The 19,339-nt window shown below is 77.1% G+C and carries 14 protein-coding genes; 4 read left to right on the forward strand and 10 right to left on the reverse strand.

Features of this window, described 5'->3' with window-relative positions:
• Positions 1-42 precede the first annotated feature (42 nt).
• Positions 43-1,065 carry a 2-deoxy-scyllo-inosamine dehydrogenase gene (gene neoA, locus CP974_RS27280; RefSeq protein WP_031129625.1) on the reverse strand — a complete coding sequence of 341 codons (1,023 nt, stop codon included), beginning with the start codon at positions 1,063-1,065 and terminating at the stop codon, positions 43-45.
• A 211-nt stretch (positions 1,066-1,276) separates the two neighbouring features.
• Here neoA and CP974_RS27285 point away from each other — a divergent pair, with 211 nt between their 5' ends.
• From CP974_RS27285 to CP974_RS27300, 4 genes are all read left to right on the forward strand, one after another.
• Positions 1,277-1,804, forward strand: a complete 528-nt coding sequence (locus CP974_RS27285; protein WP_223844594.1) for a hypothetical protein — start codon at positions 1,277-1,279, stop codon at positions 1,802-1,804.
• A gap of 861 nt (positions 1,805-2,665) precedes the next feature.
• On the forward strand, positions 2,666-3,187 hold the full coding sequence (locus tag CP974_RS27290; RefSeq protein WP_031129627.1) for a hypothetical protein: 522 nt from the start codon (positions 2,666-2,668) through the stop codon (positions 3,185-3,187).
• Complete coding sequence (locus CP974_RS27295) at positions 3,177-4,472, forward strand: MAB_1171c family putative transporter (RefSeq protein WP_051839132.1); 1,296 nt, start codon at positions 3,177-3,179, stop codon at positions 4,470-4,472. Before CP974_RS27290 ends, CP974_RS27295 begins: the two co-directional genes overlap by 11 nt.
• Before the next feature lie 8 nt (positions 4,473-4,480).
• Positions 4,481-5,287 (forward strand): aminoglycoside O-phosphotransferase APH(3')-Va, encoded by an 807-nt coding sequence (locus CP974_RS27300; protein WP_031129630.1) that lies wholly within the window; start codon positions 4,481-4,483, stop codon positions 5,285-5,287.
• Between the two features lie 144 nt (positions 5,288-5,431).
• Here CP974_RS27300 and CP974_RS27305 read toward each other — a convergent pair whose 3' ends face one another.
• The 9 genes from CP974_RS27305 to CP974_RS27345 all read right to left on the reverse strand — a co-directional run bounded on the left by CP974_RS27305 (position 5,432) and on the right by CP974_RS27345 (position 19,223).
• Positions 5,432-5,854, reverse strand: a complete 423-nt coding sequence (locus tag CP974_RS27305; RefSeq protein ID WP_031129631.1) for a hypothetical protein — start codon at positions 5,852-5,854, stop codon at positions 5,432-5,434.
• A gap of 272 nt (positions 5,855-6,126) precedes the next feature.
• Positions 6,127-6,375 carry a pectinesterase gene (locus CP974_RS27310; protein WP_031129632.1) on the reverse strand — a complete coding sequence of 83 codons (249 nt, stop codon included), beginning with the start codon at positions 6,373-6,375 and terminating at the stop codon, positions 6,127-6,129.
• A gap of 137 nt (positions 6,376-6,512) precedes the next feature.
• Positions 6,513-11,915, reverse strand: coding sequence for a NaeI family type II restriction endonuclease (locus tag CP974_RS27315; protein WP_051839133.1), 5,403 nt, complete (start codon positions 11,913-11,915; stop codon positions 6,513-6,515).
• A complete protein-coding gene (locus CP974_RS27320; RefSeq protein ID WP_031129633.1) occupies positions 11,908-12,843 on the reverse strand; it encodes an AAA family ATPase in 936 nt (311 codons plus the stop codon). The genes CP974_RS27315 and CP974_RS27320 overlap by 8 nt, the downstream gene beginning before the upstream one ends.
• A complete protein-coding gene (locus CP974_RS30775; RefSeq protein WP_031129635.1) occupies positions 12,840-14,906 on the reverse strand; it encodes a vWA-MoxR associated conflict system protein in 2,067 nt (688 codons plus the stop codon). The genes CP974_RS27320 and CP974_RS30775 overlap by 4 nt, the downstream gene beginning before the upstream one ends.
• The gene (locus CP974_RS27330) at positions 14,903-15,874 is read right to left on the reverse strand and encodes a hypothetical protein (protein ID WP_031129636.1); all 972 of its coding nucleotides are present in this window, start codon (positions 15,872-15,874) and stop codon (positions 14,903-14,905) included. The genes CP974_RS30775 and CP974_RS27330 overlap by 4 nt, the downstream gene beginning before the upstream one ends.
• Before the next feature lie 321 nt (positions 15,875-16,195).
• Positions 16,196-17,224, reverse strand: a complete 1,029-nt coding sequence (locus CP974_RS27335; protein WP_031129637.1) for a 2-dehydropantoate 2-reductase — start codon at positions 17,222-17,224, stop codon at positions 16,196-16,198.
• Between the two features lie 54 nt (positions 17,225-17,278).
• Entirely contained in the window at positions 17,279-18,790 is a 1,512-nt protein-coding gene (gene hpnR, locus CP974_RS27340; RefSeq protein WP_031129638.1) for a hopanoid C-3 methylase HpnR, read from the reverse strand.
• 115 nt (positions 18,791-18,905) lie between these two features.
• Positions 18,906-19,223 (reverse strand): CU044_2847 family protein, encoded by a 318-nt coding sequence (locus CP974_RS27345; protein WP_031129646.1) that lies wholly within the window; start codon positions 19,221-19,223, stop codon positions 18,906-18,908.
• Between the last annotated feature and the right edge of the window lie 116 nt (positions 19,224-19,339).

The following is a 19,339-nucleotide window of genomic DNA, read 5'->3' on the forward strand; positions in this document are numbered from 1 at the left end:
GGATGGGGAACGGAGGTGCCGGACGGGCCGGGTGCGGGCCGCTCAGGCCCGGAGGTTGAAGTAGGAGCGGGTGTTGCCGTCGGCGCGGCGCAGCGCCACGTCCAGGGCCTTGGCGTAGTCGTCGAGCGCGAATTCGTGGCTGAGCAGGGCGTCCACGTCGACGGCGCCGGAGGCCAGGACGTCGACCGCCTCCTCGAAGCGGGTGCCGGGGCCCATGGACGCCCGGACGGTGAGCACCTTGAGCACGATGTGGTGCGGGGCCATCACCGCGGCCTCCTCGATGCGGTAGCCGACCAGGCCGACGCGTCCGCCGGGGCGGACGGCCTCCACCGCCTCCTGCACCGCCGTGGGGTAGCCGGACGCCTCCAGGACGACGTCCGGCACCGCCGCGGGGTCGGAGCGGGTCAGCTCGACCAGCGCGCCCGGATCGCCGCCGACCGCGGCGGGCACGCCCAGGGCGAGGGCGGCGGCGCGGCGCTCGGGCACCGGCTCGGCCACCGCCGTGACGGTGCCGCCCCGCAGCCGCACCGCCTGCACGAGGAGCAGCCCGATGCCGCCGGCGCCCATGACGGCCACCTTCTCGCCGGGGGTGACGCCGAGCCGGTCCACCGCGTTGAGCGCGACCGCCAGCGGCTCGACCTGGCAGGCGGTACGCAGCGGCAGCGTGTCGGGCAGCGGACGCAGGTTGGCGACGGGGACGGTCATGTACTCGGCGCAGGCGCCGTCGCGGGTGAAGCCCAGCTCCCCGAGGTCCTCGCAGAGCGTCGGGGTGCCGGCCGCGCAGTGCGCGCAGGTGCCGCAGGAGCAGGTCAGGTCGCCGACCACGTTGCGGCCGACCAGGTCGGCGCCGCGCGGGCCGTTGACGTCCACCACGGAGCCGCTCCACTCGTGGCCGGGGACGACGGGGTAGGTGAAGCCGTGCCAGACGCCCTTGTAGAAGGAGAGGTCGCTGCCGCAGACGGAGTTGTAGGCGACGCGGACGAGCGCCTCGCCGGGCGCCGGGGCGGGTATGTCGCGGTGGGTGAGGACGGCCCGCTCGGGGGCCTCGAACACCAGAGCCTTCATCGTGCCGAACCTCCGTGGTCAGGGGAGCGCCCGGCGGGGGTCCCCGGGCAGGTTCTGTTCGCTAAAGCGGATGAAGCTGCGCATGATCGTACGCTCACATGCAGTCAACTTGTCAACACTGGTTGATGGTTGTTGGATGTTCGGGTGCGAGTTGTCCGCTCAAGCGGGCGGACGGCGTCCGGAGTGACCGGCAGGGAGGGGAGAGGTGCGCATGGCGGGCAGTGGATCGGCCCCCGAGCCGTCGGAGCGTCCGCTCCTGCGGAGGTTCGACCAGCGGCTCAACGAGCTGATCGCCGCCCTGTATCCGGACGAGCGCAGACGACCGGGGTACGCCCGGCTGGCCAAGGAGATCCGCGAGACCACGGGCGGTGCCATCTCCGGCACCTATCTCTGGGAGCTGGCCACGGGCAAGAAGCGCAACGTCACGCTGGAGCAGCTGGACGTGCTGGCCGAGTTCTTCGGGGTGCCCCCCGAGTACTTCCTCAACGAGGAGACGGCCGCACGCGTCAACTCCCAGCTCAAGCTGGCGACCGCGCTGCGCGACTCGCGCGTGCGCAACCTCGCCCTGCGGGCCGAGGGGCTGTCCCCGGAGAGCCTGGACGCCCTGCTCATCATGGTGCAGGAGGCGCGCAGGGTGCAGAACCTCGCATCGGTCGACGACCAAGACCACACGGACCGCACGGACCACACGGCCGCACCGGACGGCGGCCCGGCCGGAACGTCCGGGAGCACGGCGTAGCCGGGGGGCTGCGGGCGTGAACGGGGGCTCGAACAGCGGGGGTTGTCCATAACGAAGCCGCTGGCGTCGTCGGGGGACGCCACGCATGGGGAGGCTGTCATCTTTCCTTCAACCGTCCACCGACCGGCAGGCGGCCCCACGGGGCCCGCGCACATCTCCTCCCGCACCGTGGGCGCCCCCACGGACCCCTCGCTCCCCGCTCCCGTCCTCCCGGCCTCTTCGGAGACCCCCGGCGCGGGACGCCCGGCGGGGCACCGGCCCGGTGGCTCCGTGCCCGGGTTCGCGAGGTCGGCGGGGCCCGCACGCCCCGGCCGGGCCGCGGGGCCCGCACGCCCCGACCGGCCCGCCGGCAGGTGGGTGCGCGGCCCCGCGGCCCGTCCCGCACGCGGCCCCGCCGGCGCCACCCGTACGCCGTTCCACGGGCCCTCCCGCGGGGGCGGCTCCCACGTCCGTCCCCCGCGCGGGCCGGTGGTGACCCGGCGCCGGCCCCCTCGCGGGTTCTGACTGAGGCCGCCGCCGGCCCCACCGCCCGCACCCCGCCGTCGACCGCGTGACCCCCGCCGAGGGGCCCGCCCCGACCGGCCGTCGCCGCGCCCCGCACGGACGCCGCCCGGAGGGCACCCGCGTACCGGGACCGCCCGTGCGGCCGTCCCGTCGCAGCCCGCCCCGGCCGGCACCGGGGCCGTGCCGCACGGCCGCACCGGCCGTGCCCGCCCACGGGCGGGCCGCCGTGCGGCGCGGTGTCGCGCGAGCCGTCGCGGCACGCCGCCCCGGCGTGCCGGTGCGGCGGAGGACGCCGGCGCGTCCGGCCCTGCCGCGCCCCGCCCACGCCGTACCAGGAAGGCCGAACGGTACAACCGCATGTCGTACAGGATCGCCAGGCTGCGGCGACGCTGCCGCCCCCTGCTGGACCAGCTCGTCCTGCCCCGCCCCTTCTCCCTCGAACCGCTCTGCGCCCAGCTCTCCGCCCGGCGCGGACGCCCCCTCCACCTGCACCCGCTGCCGATCCAGGCCGCCGCGGCGGGGACGTGCGGCCTCTGGCTCGCCACCGACACCGACGACCACATCTTCTACGAGCAGCGCACCGCCCGCCCCCACCAGGAGCACATCGTGCTCCACGAGATCGGCCACATGCTGTTCGACCACCACACCGTCGACGCGGGCCCCGCCGGGCTGCCCGGCCGTCTCTTCGGCGACCTGAGCCCGCGCCTCGTACGCCGCGTCCTGGGCCGCACCGACTACTCCACCCGCCAGGAGCAGGAGGCCGAGATGCTGGCCACCCTGATCCGCACCGGCGACACCGCGCACGGCCGGTGCCTCCCGCCGGACCCCTACGGCAAGCTGCACGAGGCCCTCGGAATGGCCGGCGACCATGACCTCTGACTTACCGGGGAACCTGGGCCGCGTACTCCAGACCGCCGGCGTGCTCCTGCTGTGGGCCGCCGTGCTGCTGCGGGCCCGCCCCGCCGCCCGCCACCCGGGCCAGCGCGGACTGTGGCTCGCCGTGGCCTGCGCGGCCGCCGCGCTCACCCTGCACCTGGAGGCCGTGAGCGCGTACGCCGCCGCCCTCACCGGCTCCCCGCGCGCCGTCGGCCTCGTCAAGAACCAGGCGGGCATCGTGAGCGCCGGCGCCATCCTGCACTTCGCCGTGCACACCACCGGGAGCCGGCGCCGCACCGGCGCGGTCCTCGCCACCACGGCCGCCGTGATGGCCGCCCTCCTGGCGCTCGCCGGCCTCGGATCCCCGCACGCGCCGGGCCACGGCCCGTACCCCACGCTCGCCTGCCCCCGCTGCGCCGCCTACTGGCTCCTCCTCGTCACCGTGCACGTCGCGGCCTGCGCCCTGTGCGCCCGGGTCTGCTGGAGGTACGGCCGCAGCGGCCCCCACCGGAGCGTCAACCTCGGCCTGACGCTGCTGGGCTGGGGCTCGGCCTCGGCCGGGCTGTACTGGCTGGCCCACTACTACCTGATGGCCGTCGAAGGCCGTCCCGGCGGGGTGCTCCGCCTCGTCCTGAGCGCGCACGCCGTGCTGTGTGCCGCCGTGCTCATGGTGCCCACCGCCCTGCAGCTGCGCCGCGCCGCCGGCCACGCCCGCACCGTCTGGCGGATCTGGCCGCTCTGGCGGGACCTGGTGGAGGCGGTGCCGCACGTCGCCCTGGCCGGCACCCGCTGCCGCCCCCTGACCCTGCTGCGGCCCCAGCTCCCCTGGCGGCAGCTCGCCTACCGGAAGGTCATCGAGGTCCGCGACGCCCTCCTCGTCCTGAGCCACTACACCGATCCGGCCGTTTCCCGCGCCGCCCGCGCCCACGTGGCGCGGTGGGGGATTCCGGCCGAACGCGCCGACGCCCATGTGACCGCCTGCGTGCTGCGCGGCGCCCGCGCCGCCAGGCTCGCCGGGGCGGACCCGGACCCGGCCGCCGAGGTCCTCGCCGCCGACCGGGAGGCGTGCGGCCTCGCCGCCGAGACCGCCGTCCTGCTGCGGCTCACGGAGGCGTACCTCTCGCCCTGCGCGCGGGCCTTCGACCCCGCCGGGACCTCCGGCACCGGGCCCGCGGGCGACGCCGGGCGCACCGGGTCCGCCGGCGCCCCCCCACCCCGCACAAGAATGTCCGAAACCCCTACGGGCCCCGACGAAAGGCGCGGAACGGCGTCTCCGCCTCTGCCATGATGCCGCCCATGGACGACAGCACGTTGCGCCGGAAGTACCCGCACCACGAGTGGCACGCAGTGAACGAAGGAGACTCGGGCGCCTTCGTCTACCAGCTCACCGGCGGCCCCGAGCCCCAGCCCGAGCTCTACGCGAAGATCGCCCCCCGCGCCCCCGAGAACTCCGCCTTCGACCTGTCCGGCGAGGCCGACCGGCTGGAGTGGCTCCACCGCCACGGGATCCCCGTCCCCCGCGTCGTCGAGCGCGGTGCCGACGACACCGCCGCGTGGCTCGTCACGGAGGCCGTCCCCGGCGTCGCGGCGGCCGAGGAGTGGCCCGAGCACCAGCGGTTCGCCGTGGTCGAGGCGATGGCGGAGCTGGCCCGCGCCCTCCACGAGCTGCCCGTGGAGGACTGCCCCTTCGACCGGCGCCTCGACGCGGCGGTCGCCGAGGCCCGGCGGAACGTCGCCGAGGGCCTGGTGGACCTCGACGACCTGCAGGAGGAGCGGGCCGGGTGGACCGGCGACCAGCTCCTGGCGGAGCTCGACCGCACCCGTCCCGAGAAGGAGGACCTGGTCGTCTGCCATGGCGACCTGTGCCCCAACAACGTCCTGCTCGACCCCGGGACCTGCCGGGTCACCGGCGTGATCGACGTCGGCCGCCTCGGGGTCGCCGACCGCCACGCCGACATCGCCCTGGCCGCCCGCGAGCTGGAGATCGACGAGGACCCCTGGTTCGGCCCCGCCTACGCCGAGCGGTTCCTGGAGCGGTACGGCGCCCACCGCGTCGACAAGGAGAAGCTGGCCTTCTACCAGCTTCTCGACGAGTTCTTCTGACGAGTTCTTCTAGAGCCGCCCCGCAGGGCGCTCCGCAGGCCGCTTCCGGACCACTCCGGAAGCGGCCTCCGTGCGGTCGGAGGGACCCGGCCGCCCTGGAGACCGGCGCCCGGCCCCCGCTTTCCGCGGCCTGGCCGGGAGCCGTCAGAGGCCGTGGTACGGGTTGGCGGCGAGGTACCGGGTCTCGCACTGGCCGGGGGCTCCGGCCGTTGCGCGGCACAGGGCCATCGTGATGCCGCGGACTCCGCTCGCGTCGGTGGCCGCGATGTCCCTGTGGACCGTGCGGGTGCCGCAGCCGCCGGTGTGGTGCCGCTCGCCCAGCGAGCGGACGGCGCCGGAGCCGGTGTGGAGGGTGAGCGTGGCGTAGAAGGACCGGCCGTCGCAGGTCCGGTCGGTGACGGCGAGGCTCCCGCCCTCGAAGGAGGTGCGGTCCACCCAGGTCACCCGGAGGCGGGCCCGGTCACCCCATCCGGCGGCGACGTCGCCGGTCGACGTGGTCGCCCAGCTCTGGCCGGCGGCTCCGAGGGTGAGCGCGGTGGCGACGGCGACGAGACCTGCGCGGCGCATGGGCATCTCTCCTGTCCGGGGTCCGGTGCCCGGTTGCGGTGCCTGGTTCCGGGGTGCAGCAGTACCCGCGCCGCGGCCGGCCGTACACGCGGTGCGCGCCCGTTCACCCGGCCGCCCCATCCGCGAGGCCGTCGCCTACGTGGGTGCGTCGCCGAGCGGCCCCCTGGTGGGCCTCCCGTCCCGCACCGCGCCGGAGGTCACGCTGCGGGACGCCCTCCGGCGCGGCGGTGGCGGGCTGACGGCCGCCACCGCCCGTGCGGGGGAGGGGCCGGTCAGGACGCGGTGGGCCGCCAGCCGCCCAGCCGGTCGCCGGCCTCCTGCCCGGCGGCCCGTTCGGGGTCCGGGTGCGGGCGGTTCGCACCCGCCGGGCCCGCTCCCGGGCCGCTGTCGCGGTACTCGGCGAAGCGGGCGCCCTTCCAGGGGACGTCGCCCACGTCGGTCCACGGCGCCGCCTTGACCGCCTCGCCGAGCGTCGTGTCCCGGACGGTGACCCGCGGGTTCGGCGACGCGTCGCCGCCCACGGTCCAGGGCCGGCCCCGGTGCGGGGCGAGCGCCTGACGGCCCTTGACGGGCCTTGGCCGGGTGGCCGGGCGCCTGACGGTCGCCGCCGCGCACGGAGAGGGTGCCGTGGACGCCCGGGGCGGAGCCGGGACCGGACTCAGCGCGGCCGCCGCGGGTTCGGCAGGTCGCCGGGCAGCGGCTCCAGCGGGTCGTCCGGGCCCGCCGCGACCCAGGCCACGCCCCCCGCCACGATCGACGGCGCCGCGTGGTGCGGGCGGCGGCGGGTCAGCCGCACGCTCACGTACGCGTCGGCGTCCGGCACGGGCAGGCGCAGCGCCCCGGCCAGCTCCCTGCCCCGCCGGTTGCCGCCCACGACCAGCACGCCCTCCTCCCGGAGCACGGCCGCCGCCTCCCGTACCGTGCGGGCGTTGTCGCGACGCCTGGTCACGGCCCGCAGCGCCGCCTCGGGCACCGGCCGCTCCCGCACCCGCCGGAACAGCTCCGCCGTGCGGTCGGCCCCGGACGCGGGGGCCAGGATCGCCACGCGGTCCCGCTCGGGCAGGCGCAGCAGCAGGTTCTCCCGCAGCGGCGCGGAGCGGTGCAGCCACAGCACCGCCTCGCGGGCCTCCGTGGTCAGCGGCGACGGCGCGTCCCGGTTCACGGGCGCCACCGTCATGCCGGGCCGGGTCCGCAGCAGCCCCACCGACCAGCGGGCGTGCTCCTCGTCGGCCCGGACGAGCAGACAGATGCCGCTGTCCCAGATCTGGGGGAACGCCCAGTCGTGCCCCGACAGGAACAGCCGCAGCCGGAAACCCGGCAGCCCGGGGAACGACGCGCGCAGCTCCTGCTCCAGGAGAGCGCTGATCAGCGACTTCTCCCGCTCGTCCAGGTCGTTCGGGTCGTAGCGGCCGGTGCGCTCGGGGTCGAGCACCGAGTCGATCGACTTCCGCAGCGCGGCGGCCATGAGCCGCCCGTCCGGGTCGGCGTCTGCGAAGAGCCGCGCCGCCATCAGCAGTTCGGCGTCGTACGCCGACAGGTCGAGGCGCGGGGTGAGGACGAAGCACACGGCCCGGCCGCCCTCGGACACCTCGTGCACCCTGAACCCGGCGACCGGCCCGGCCCCGCCCGTTCTCCCGGCCTCATCGCGCTCCGCGCCCCCGTCGCGGCGCCGGGCCCGGTCGCCGCCCGGACCGCCGTCCCGCCTCCCGCCTCCCGCGCCGTCCCCGCCGAGCAGGGCGAACGCCTCGGGGGAGAGGCACACGGTCGAGTGGAACGGATAGTTCTCGGACAGCGACCGGAACTCCGCCGACCGCGTCATGGCCACCGCGAGCCGGACGTTCAGCCCGGACGCGTCGATCCGCCCGCCGCGTTCCTCGACGGTCCCCGTGTGCACCGCGAGGCGCGCGGCGGGGCTGGCCCCGGCCGCCTCCAGCTCGTCGGGCAGCCACCGCGCCAGCCCCGTGACCAGCTCCCCGACCGGCGCTCCGGACGGCAGCACCGCCAGGCAGTGGGCCTCCTCGACCACCATCCGGTGGTCGGCCGGACCGATGGCACCCTCCCCCCGCGACATGGCGAGCGCGAGCGACAGGGCCCGCCCCGCCGCGATGTGGTCGCCGCCCGTGTCCAGGGCGACGATGGTGCGGGCCCCGTGCGTCCCCGCGTCCCCGCCGCCCGCCTCGGCCAGCAGCCGCCGGGCCTCCTCCCGGTCACCCTCCAGATCCGCGGCGCCTGCCAGGTGACCGAGCGCCGTCCGCGCCGCCTCGCGGGCCTCGCCCAGGCGGCCCAGCCTGATCAGCGTCCGCGCCGTCCGGGTGAGGAGCAGCCCCTCGGCCCGCCGGTCGCCGCCCTCCGTCGCGTACTGGGCGCGCAGCGCCTCCTGCGCGGACAGCAGCTCCCCGTACCGCCCGGCCGTGGCCAGTGCCTCCTCCAGGGCCAGGAGGCCCCCGCGCATCAGCGGGTGGGGGACCGAGTCCGGGTAGCCGCCGAACGCCTCCAGCACCGCCCGCAACACCTCGCCGGTCCGGCCGAGCCGGGTGAGCGCGGCGGCCAGGTCGAGGGAGGCCGCCGCCACGCCGGCCCGGTCACCGTCCGTCCGGTACGCGTCGAGCGCCCTCCCCAGCAGGCCCTCGGCCTCCTCCAGAGCCCCCCGCGCCAGCGCCAGCCGACCGGCCAGCCGGTTGACGGGCCCGCGCAGCACGGCGTCCCGGTCCCACGAGCCCGCGGGCACCTCGCCGAGCGTCGAGGCCGCCTCGCCGTGCGCCCCGGCGGCGTACTGCGCCAGGGCCAGCGCGGCGGCGGCGCGGACCGCCGACCGCTCCGCCCCGGTGGGGCCCGCCTCGATCAGCGCCCGCGCGGCCTGCTCGAACCGGGAGCGGTACGGGGTCGACGCGCCGCGCGGGTGGAGGAGCAGCAGCAGGTCGGCGAGGTCCTCGGCCGGCGGTGTCCCGTCCCGGCCGGCGGTCGCCGCCACCGCCAGCGCGTTGCCGAGCCACACCGGCAGGGTGTGGTCGACGGCCGTCCCGGCGGCACGCACCCGCAGCTGGTCCGCCAGAGCGGAGTCCGGCCGGTCCTCCTCGTACAGCGCGGCGGCGGCGCTCAGGTGGTGGCGCGCGAGCCGGGTGGCGGCGCCGGAGGTCCGCGCCCCGGACGGGCCCCCGCCGGTGACGGCGCGGCGCACCCCCTCCGGCATCCGGTACACCCCGGCGCCCCGGGGCTCGAGCAGGCCGGCCGCCTCCAGCCGGGCGGGCATCTCGCGCCCCGCCTCGCCGTCGCCGAGCAGCGCCCAGCCTTCCGTGCGGGTCAGCTCGCCGGTGGGGACGAGCGCGAAGAGGCGCAGCGCCTCCCGTTCGGCGGCCGGCAGGTGGCGCACCCGCAGCAGGAGCGTGTCGGCCTCGTCGTCCGCGGGGGCGGGCAGGTCGCGGACCATGCGGACCAGCTGGGGCAGCGGCGGCGCGGAGCCCGACGCGATCCAGGAGCCGAGGACCCGCAGCGTACGGGCCGACCACACGCGACCGGCCGTCATCTCCCGCAGGGCGGCGCGGTCCTCGCCGCCGCCGAGGCCGGCCCACGCGGCGATCACGTCCACCGCCTCCCCGGCCGTCAGATGCCCGAGCCGGTACCGGGGGGCCACGTCCGGTTCGCGGGTCGTGGCGAGCACGGACAGCCCCGGCACCGCCGGCAGCAGGGCGGTCAGCCCGTCGGGGTCGGCCACGTCGTCCAGCACCAGCAGGACCCTTCGGTCGCCGACCGCTTCCCACAGCCCGGCGGCCAGCTCCCGAGCCGTGTGCGGTCCGGCGCCCGGCGGCGCCCCCAGCTCCGTCAGCAGCCGGTGCAGCGCCGCCTCGACCGGTACGGGATGGGCGCCGTAGCCGCGCAGGTCCGCGAAGTACCGCTCACCGGGGAAGCGGTGGGCCACGTGCAGCGCCAGCGCCGAGCGGCCCACGGCCGCCGTCGCGCCGGCGGCGGTCAGCCACACGACGCGGCCCGCCGGGTGGATGAGCCGGGAACGCACCGAATCGACGATGTCCGCCCGTCCGGCGAAGACCTCGGGAGGCGGCGGGAAGCCGCCCTCGACGCCGTCCGTCCCGGCCCGTGCCCCGTCCGGCGACCCGGCCTCGCCGCCGCCCTCGGACGCGGTGCTCCCCGCCTCCACCGGCCCACGGCTCGCGCCGTCCGCCGCCGGGTCCCGCGCGCCTCGCGCCGCGTCCGGCGCGTCCACGCCCGGCGCGTCCACGCGTGGCGCGGCGTCCATGCTCGACGCGTTCACGCGCAGCGCACCCGAGTCCCGGGCGCCCACGTCCCGCGCCTCCGCGCCGCCGTCACCGGGCGCGCCCCGGCCGGCTCCGACGGGAGCCCCGCCGCCCGGTTCCGCGAGGCCCAGCAGCTCCAGCGTCTGCCGGGACGCGCGGGCGAACGCCGCCCGCTCGGCGGCCAGTTCCCGCGGGCCGGCGGTGTCGTACGCGACCGAGCGCAGCCCCGGCCGGCCGCCGCTCCGGGACGCGACATGGCGGTCGAGGGCCTGGTGCACCCGCCACGCCTCGTGCGCGGGCAGCCGTTCCCGCAGCACCGCCCTCACCTCCTCGGACAGCACCAGCTCCAGCGAGCCGTCGGCCCCGGCGGGCGGCACCAGCTCGAACAGGCCGCTCGTCACGGCCTCCGCCACGTCCGCGGTGGTCGCGTCGGGCACCAGCTCACGGCGGATCACGTGCAGCAGCCGCAGACTCAGCCGGTCGAACGGCGCGCACAGCACCCCGAGCCGCACCGCGCGGGGGGAGGCCGTGCGGAGGAAGCCCCGCGCCGCCGCGGCGGACGACGGCGCCGCCGTACGCGGCCGGGGGCGGCCGGACAGCCGGCCGCCGGGCGGGACCAGCACGGCCGTGCACCCCTCGGGGGCGCCGCGCATCGCCGCCCGCGACCACCGGTCCAGCGAGTGCGGCGACAGCGACAGCACCGGAACGGGCAGCCACCCGTCGCCGTCCCCGGCCCCGTCCCTCACCCCGGACCCCGGCCCCGTCCCGGCCCCGGCTCCCGTACCGGCCGGCCCGACGGCGGCGCCCCCGCGCGCTCCGTCGGACGGGGAGCCGGGGCCGCCGGGGGCCGCGAGACCGAGGGCGGGCGGCGCCTCGTGCGGGACGCGGCTGCGGTGGGCACCGGGCGCCGCCGGGGTGAACCGGACCGTGGGGAGGTCCAGCCCGCCCCGCCGCCACAGCTTCGTCGGGAGCGGGTTCAGCAGCGCCGTCGGCGTGGTCGCCGCCCATTCCCGCAGCAGCATCCACACGGCGGCGCCCCGCCACGGCCCGGCCGCGCAGTCGGACACGACGACGACCAGCCGCCGGCCGTCCGCCTGCCGCAGCTGGCCCAGCGGCCGCGGGGCCCCGGCGTCGTCGAACAGCAGGTCCCGCACCTGAAGCGTGCGGAAGGCGCCCAGCCGGTCGAGGACGCCGGTGAAGTCGTCCAGGGTCTCCTCCCACACCCGCATGCCGGGGGAGCGGTCGACGACCAGCGTCAGGTCGAACCACCGCTCGGGGGCCGCCGAGAACACGGGGAGCAGCTCACCGCTGCGCGCGTAGCCGTCCACGGTCGCGTCGATGTCCAGCGTGCCGCGCCGGCCCTCCGGCCACGGACGCTTCCACGGCCGCAGTGCCCGCGTCACCTCCAGCGCGCGCGGCAACCCCGTCGCGCGCGGCGCGGCGACCGCGTGGCCGCGCACCCGCGTGCCCGCCCCCGCCAGCCGCTCGTGCAGCTCCCGCGCCCCGGCACGGGGCGCGGCGGTCGCACCCGGCACCACCGGAGCCGGCGTCCGGGTCCCCGGCCCGCCACGGGGCGCCGTGTCCCCCGCGGCGGGCGGCGGGGCCGCGTCCCCCGGCTCCTCGGGCGGCACCGGCCCGGCCGCCGGCGCGGGGCCGGACGGCCGGTCCCCCGCCATGGCGGCGGCCAGCCACAGGGCCTCCGCCAGCCCCGTCCCGTCCAGCGCGCCGCCCGCGCCCGGCCCGCCCGCCGGGTCCGCACCCGGAACGGCCGCGCGGAGCGCGGACAGCACCCGGCCCAGGGCGTCAGACACGGGACAGCTCCCGCAGCAGCAGGTCGACGACGGCCTGCCGCCGCTCACCCTCGGGCGCCCCGTCACCGGTCAGCAGGTGCACGGCGTTGAGAAGCTGGTCCACGGCGAGGCTCTCCCCGCCGGCCAGCCGCTCCACGAACGCGCCCACCAGCTCCCCGGCCGCCTCCGAACCCGCCGCGTCGGCGCCCAGATGCGCGGCGACGACCCGCAGCAGCGTCTCCGGCGTCGGCATCGGCATCGTGAAGCGGATGCAGCGGCGCAGGAACGCCGCCGGGAAGTCCCGCTCGCCGTTGCTGGTCATCACGATGAACGGGAACTCGGTGCACTGCACCCGGCCCCGTGTCACCTCGTGGCGCGCGTCGCCGCCCCACTCCCGCACGGCCACCACGTCCCTGCCGTACCGGGCCAGCTCCGGGATCTCGAACTCGCCCCGCTCCAGCACGTCCAGCAGATCGCTCGGCAGGTCCAGATCGCTCTTGTCGATCTCGTCGACGAGCAGCGCACGCGGCCGGGGCGACGGCAGCAGCGCCGTCCCCAGGGGGCCCATCCGCAGGAACGGCGCGATGTCGTCGCCGCCTCCCGCCCCCTCCAGCCGCTGCGCGTGGATCCGGCCCAGGGCGTCGTACCGGTACAGGGCCTCCGACAGACCGCTGCGGGACGTGATGTGCCAGCGCAGCACCGGCCCCAGCTCCAGCTCCGCCGCGACCTGCTCGATCACCGTCGACTTGCCGGACCCGGCCGGACCGGTCAGCAGCAGCGGTCTGCGCAGCAGCAGCGCCGCGTTCACCGCCTCCACCAGACCGGGAGGCGGCACGAACCGCTCGTGCAGGGACGGGCGCGGGAACACCCGCCACGGCGGCGGCGGGGCCAGCTCCACCCGCTCGCGCGGCGCGCCGCCGGTACCCGAGTAGAACGGCTGCCAGGTCATGCGGGACTCTCCCCATCCGTCGCGTACTGTTCGAACCACCTGCAGAACTCCAGCCACTCCGCGTCGTCCCACACGGTGCGCAGCCGGGCCAGGTGCCCCCGTCCCGGCCTCCCGGCGGACCGGTCCGCCGGACCGCCCCACCCGTCCCGGTAGGCCCGGCAGAACTCGCCCGGCAGCAGGTGCCAGTGGGCGTCCAGATAGCGGCGTGCCTCGTCCGGGACGCGGTGCGCCTCGTCGTCCGGCCACAGCACGATCGGCGAGGACGCCAGCAGCGTCTCCAGCATGTCGCGCAGGTGCGCCGGCCGGTGCTCCAGTGCCACCGCGCGCGTGCGCGGGCCGCCGAGCAGCCGCTCGCGGAGCTCGCGCACCTGCCGGGTGTCGGACTCGCCGAGCCATTCCAGCCGGGTGCCCCCGGGGCCGGACTCCAGGGCGCTCAGCGTCCTGCGCGCGTGGTCGTTGATCCACCACAGGTGCTCGGGGGGCCGGATGCGGTCGCTCCACCGCAGCACGACATCGTGCTCGGCACCCAGCCGCATCCCGAAGTCGGTCTCCTCGGGCCGCCACTGCACCAGCAGGGGCGCCGGGGCCGCGACCTCCACCCGGCGCAGCGGCACGTCCATCCGGGCCGCGAGCCGCGAAGCCCACCGCAGCGCCGCGCCCAGCTGCCGCTCCACACCGGCCCGGTCCGGGCTGCACGCGAACTCCTCGCGGTCCCGCACCTCCCCGTCGTCCAGCAGCCACGCCTCAAGCGACTCGGGCCATTCGTCGCCGACCGCCGCGTGCAGGCTCACCACGAGCCGCAGCCGCATGTCCCGCCTCCGGTCGGCCAGCCGGTCGAACGCGTCGTTCAGGTCGATCAGCGCGCCTATCCCGGCCGCCCAGCCGCGCAGCTCGGGCGTCTGCGGGCCCACGCCCGTCTCGTGCGCCAGCAGCGCCACGAAGTCGACCAGCGGCGCGACCCGCCGCCGGCCCGCCAGCGGCGCCCGCAGCAGCAGGTACTCGACGGCGTCGCGCAGCAGGTCGGTGCCGGACGACGCCGGCGGGGACTCCACGGGCCCCGGGCAGGCCGCGGTGAACGTCCGCCGCAGCACGCTCGACGTGAGCGGCGTCCCCGGCCAGGAGCCGAGCAGCCCGACCGTCCGCGCCCCGGTGTCCAGCGCGTCCACCACGTCCAGCGCCCACTGCCGCGCCGGCGACCACGGGGCCGCCGCGAGGCCGTCCCGCACCTTCGCGACGTCCGGCGCCGACGTCACCGAGGCGGGGAGCAGCGACTCGTCCACCGCCCGCACGGCCCGTGCCAGCTCCTGCGCCCCCACCGGTCCGAGCAGCGAGCCGGCGGCGGCCGGGTGCCGCGCGTTGCGGGCCAGCCACAGAGGGCCGGGGGCGAACCGCGAACCGTCGAACTCGGCCCGCAGGATCGTCTGCCCCACCGTGCCGCCGTCGCCGCGCACCGCCTCCACCACGGCCTCCGGCGCCAGGGTCCCGCCCGCCGACGGCAGCCCCTCCCGGAGGACCTTCACCAGCGTCCGGCTGAAGCGCAGTCCGTACGCCTCCTCCGCCGCGCCCGAACCCATCAGCAGGGACAGGCGCGTGTCGCCCTGGCGGATGCCGTTGGCGACGGACTTCAGATCCGGCACCGCGTTCCCCGCGTGGCAGGTGTCCACGATGGCGATGACCCCGGCCAGGCCCTGCGTGTCCAGCGCCTGTGCCAGCAGGGCCCCCACGTCGACCGCCGTCAGCGGGGACTCCGCCCGTGAGTCGCCCGCCATGAAGTGCAGCCCCGTCCCCGAGGCCATGCCGTGCCCGAGCAGCGCCACCACCAGCACCGCGCCCGCGTCGCCGGCGGCGAGCGCCGCCGCCCGGACCGCCGCCTCCACGTCCGCCCGGGTCACCCTCCCGCCGCACAGCAGCGACGCCCTGCCCGGCGGGTCCTTCTCGCAGCCGCCCGCCCACGGCGCGGTCAGCGTGTCGTGCAGCGCACCGGCCGCCTCCTCCAGTCCGTCCAGCAGCCCCAGGTCGGGACACTGCGCCCCGATCACCAGGGCGTGCCGGGGGCCGGTCATGATCCGGGGGCGGCGGTCAGGGCCTCGACGAGCGGACCCGCCACGGCGGCCTGCGCCAGGTACTTGGCGGCCGGGTGCACCCACGCGCCGTCCGAGTCGACCCGGCTGCTCACCGGCCGGACCGATGACGCGTTGGGCCGTACGAACTCCTCCAGCCGGGGCCGGGCGGCCACCAGGTCGTCGCGGTCCCAGAAGTTGAGCCACCGGCCCACGCACGCCGGGGCGCTCACCGGCTGCGGACGCACCCGCGGCAGCACCGCCGTGCGCGTGCCCAGCGGAGACCCGAGCGTGATCAGCAGGGGCACCTCGCCCCGGTGGGCGTGGAGGGTCTCCAGCGCGACGACCGTGCCCAGCGAGTGCGCCACCACCACCGTCGGCCCGTCGCCGTCGAGGCAGCCGGCGACCCTGCCGCGGATCCGCGCGTCGAGGGGCACCCCGTCGCCGCAGGGCTCCGCCCGGTTGAGGTAGCGGGCGACCTGGCCGAGCATGCCCGCCGTGACCCGGGCGCTCAGCCAGCCGCCGACCGACCGCAGTCCGGGCAGCGACAGCAGGGTCGTCAGCGCGTTCGCCACGTGCCGTCCCGGCGCTCCCACACCCTGCGCGCCGCCGGGCGGGACGAGCTGCGCGCGGGCGTGCCGCAGCACCCTGGCCTCGCCCTCGTCGAGAGCCGGGTCGGCCAGCCTCTCGTCGATCGCTTCCACGAGCAGTCCCGCGACCAGTTCCTCGTCGTCCCGGACCCCAGCCACCGGCGCCGCGGCGCCCGTGCCCTGTGCGCCGGCCGTGTGGAACAGGTCGCCGTAGTAGGCGAACCGCGCGTCGGCGGCCCAGCCGCCGGTCAGGCCCGACAGGCTGCGCGAGTGGCCGGCCGCGCGGGCGCCGTGCGCCACCGCCTCTAACCACTCCCGCAGTTCGGCCTCGGCGTCCCGGGGACCGCCGATGCCGTGGACGAACACCAGACGCGGCTTCATCGTTCCCCCCTTTCCTCGTCGTCGAGTTCGGAGAACGATCTTTTCGTGTCCGCACGGAGCCCGGCAACCCCTGTGGACAACGCCCTGTGGACAACCCGCCCACCGCGTGCGGCCGTTCCGGACGGAGGACCGCGACGGCACCGCCAGGAGACCGCGGAGAAGACGCACGCACGGCGCCGCACCGAGCGGGCGACCGTACGGCGCCCGCGCGGCAGACCGTATGGCGCACCGCGCGGACGACCGTATGGCGCACCGCGCGGCGGACCGCGAGGACCGCTCGATGGGCCGCCCGGCGGCTCGCGCGGGGCCGGGCCGCGCGCCCTACCTCCCCGCCGCGCCGCGCAGTTCCGCGTACAGCTCGGCCCCCGGCCACCGGCGGGCCCGCCCCGCACCGGCCGCCTCCGCCTCCCGTACGAGCTCCACCAGACGCGCGTTCACCGGCGCCGCGAGCCCGTGCCGGGCGGCGAGCGCCACGACCTCCCCCTGCAGCGAGCCGACCTCCGTCGGCCGGCCGCGCTCCAGGTCCTCCCACATGGACGACCGGGCCCGCCCGTCCACCCGCAGCGACGCCGCCGCCACCCGCCGGAACACCGCGTCCGGCAGCCGCAGCAGCCGGGGCGTCAGCGACACGGGCACGGGACCCAGCCGAGCCGGAACCACCCCCGCCGCCCGGAAGGCCGCCAGCGCCTCCTCCTGGCACAGGGCCAGGCAGCGCCGGTACGCCCGCGCCCCCAACTGGTCGCGCAGCGGCAGCCCCGACAGGGCGTTGACCGCGTTGTTCAGGTTCATCAGCAGCTTCGCGTACTGCACGGGCCCCATGTCAGCGCGCGGCTGCGCCTCCAGCCCGGCCCGCCGCAGCGCCGCCACCAGGGCGCCCGCGTCCGGCGTGTCGTCCACCATCAGCGCGCCCGCCGTGCCCTGGTGGAAGGCGGCGGACCCGGTCCGCACCACGTTGTACGGGACCATGCCCGTCAGGACCACCGCGCCCGGCGGCAGAGCGGCCCGCAGCACCTCCGGGTTGCGCAGCCCGTTCTGGAAGCTCACCACCACGGCGTCCGTGCCCAGGTGCGGGCCGATCGCCGCCGCGGCCTCGCGCGTCGCGCCCGACTTGACCGTGACCAGCACGTAGTCGGCGCCCGCCACGGCCGACGGCTCGCTCGACGCGCGCAGCAGCGCCGGGGCGATGCGCGTGTCGGCCCGGCCGCCGCCCGTCAGCCGCAGCCCCCGCTCCCGTACGGCCTCCATCGCCTGCGGGCGGCCTATGAGCGTCACCTCGCACACGGCGGCGAGCAGGCCGCCCAGGTGGCAGCCGACGCTCCCCGCGCCGAACACGGCGATCCTCAGTGGCATGGGGCCAGTGTGGCGGCCCCGCGCGCGGCCGTCGAGATGCCCCCTCCGGGCCCGTCACACCCCGTCCGCCTCCGGGGCGGGCCTGCGGTGGACCGGCGTCGCGCTCCGCGTGTGGATGAACAGCTCCTGCCGTCCCGGAGGGGCCGCCCGGTGCTCGGGCACCGGCAGCTCGTACCGCACCGGCCGCCGGTGGTCGGCGAGCTGCCGGTCCGCGTTGTACACCCGGCCGAACTTCCACAGCATGCGCGCGAAGTTGGTCTGCCCCCGCAGCAGGTTCCGGCCCAGCACCCCCATGGCGCCCACCGCGTTGCGCAGCCCCAGGTGCTTGCGGTTCAGGACGGCCTGGGTGCGCACCAGCTCCCGGTAGAAGACCTCCAGCGGCAGCTTCGTCGGGACGACCGCGTGCTGGATGTCGAACAGCCGGTAGTCCCGCGTCGTCAGCTGCCGCGCCTCCGTGTGCCAGATCTCCGTGCCCGGATACGGCGTCATCACCGTCAGGTGCACGATCTCGGGCACGGACAGCGCGAACTCCCGCACGACGCGGAACCGCTCCTCGTCCCACGCCGGGTCCACGATCAGGTTGATCGCCACCATGATGCCCATCCGCCGGGCCGCCTCCAGCGCCCGGAAGTTGTCGTCCGGGCTGACCCGCTTCCGGTACAGGTCCAGGCCCTCCGCGTCGATCGCCTCCATGCCGAGGAACATGTACCGCAGCCCCAGGCGCGTCCAGCGCTCGAACACCTCCGGATTGCGCAGCAGCACGTCGCTGCGGGTCTCCAGGTAGTACTGCTTGCGGATCCGGCGCCGCTCCAGGGCGGCCGCGATGCCGTCGCCGTGCTCCGGCCGGATGAACGCCACGTCGTCCACGATGAAGACGTTCGGCTCCCGGATCGACGCCATCTCCTCCGCCGCCGCCTCCGCGGACACCTTGCGGTAGCTGCGCCCGTAGAACGTCCAAGCGGAGCAGAAGGAGCAGTCCCACGGACAGCCGCGGGTGAACTCGATGGACGCGCACGGGTCCAGCTCCCCGATGAAGTAGCGGTTGCGCCGGCGCATCAGGTCCCGTGCCGGCCGGGGGCTGTCCAGACTGTCCAGCAGGCGCGGCGCCGGCCCCCGCCCCTCCGCCGTCACCACGCCCGGCACGGTGTCCAGCCCGCCGTCCCTGGCCGCCTCCAGCAGCGGCGCCACGGCGGGCTCGCCCTCGCCGCGCACGACGGCGTCCACCGCACCCTCGGCCTGCCGCAGCACGTGCTCCGCGATGAACGACACGCTGTGCCCGCCGAAGAAGACGAAGCAGCCGGGGGACGCCTCCTTCGCCTGCCGGGCGATCTCGATGGCCTCCGGGATGTTCGCCAGGTAGTTGAGGGAGACGCACAGCGCCTCGGGGGCGAACGACCGCAGCTCCGCGTCCAGCACGGAGCGCGGCAGCACCTGGAGGTCCACCACGCGCACCTGGTGCCCGGCGTCGCGCGCGGCGGCGGCCACCCGCTCCAGGCCCAGCGGTTCGAGGCGCAGGAAGATCTCGGAGTACATCAGGGCACTGGGGTGGACGAGCAGCAGGCGCATGGGAATCTCCAGCCGGAAGGCGACGACGGTAGACGACGGTCGATGGGGGTCGGTTGTCTGCGGCACCGCGGCGCGCGCCCGGCAGCGGCGGCGTCGCGCGGGCCGTCGGCGCGGCTCAGCCGCGCCTCCACACCAGGTGCACCGCGAAGTTCACCTCCGTCGTGCCCCTCGCGACGACGATGCCGCCCTCGCCGCCCACCTTCAGGCCGAAGTCGACCGCCGCCTCCTCCGGCCCCAGACGGCGCAGCGTGTCGAAGACCTTGCCGAGGGCCGGGCCCAGCTCGTCGAGCGCGTCCTGCAGCGACACGCGCGCGCGGGCGGCGACGGACCCGCCGGGGAAGCCCTCCAGCTCCGCCGCCAGGGCGTCGTCCACCTCGAAGACGGCTGTGCCCTCCCCGCCGTCACCCACCTCGACCGTGATCAGTTGCGCCACGCTGCCAGCCTCGCGCAGCCGCGCCGCACCCGCACGCCGGGCGGTCCGGAGGGACCACCCGCACCGCCCCCGCCCCTCGCCCGGCCGCCCCTTCGGGCCTCCTCGCCCGGTCCTCC

Source organism: Streptomyces fradiae ATCC 10745 = DSM 40063, from assembly GCF_008704425.1.
In the GTDB taxonomy this organism is placed as follows: domain Bacteria; phylum Actinomycetota; class Actinomycetes; order Streptomycetales; family Streptomycetaceae; genus Streptomyces; species Streptomyces fradiae.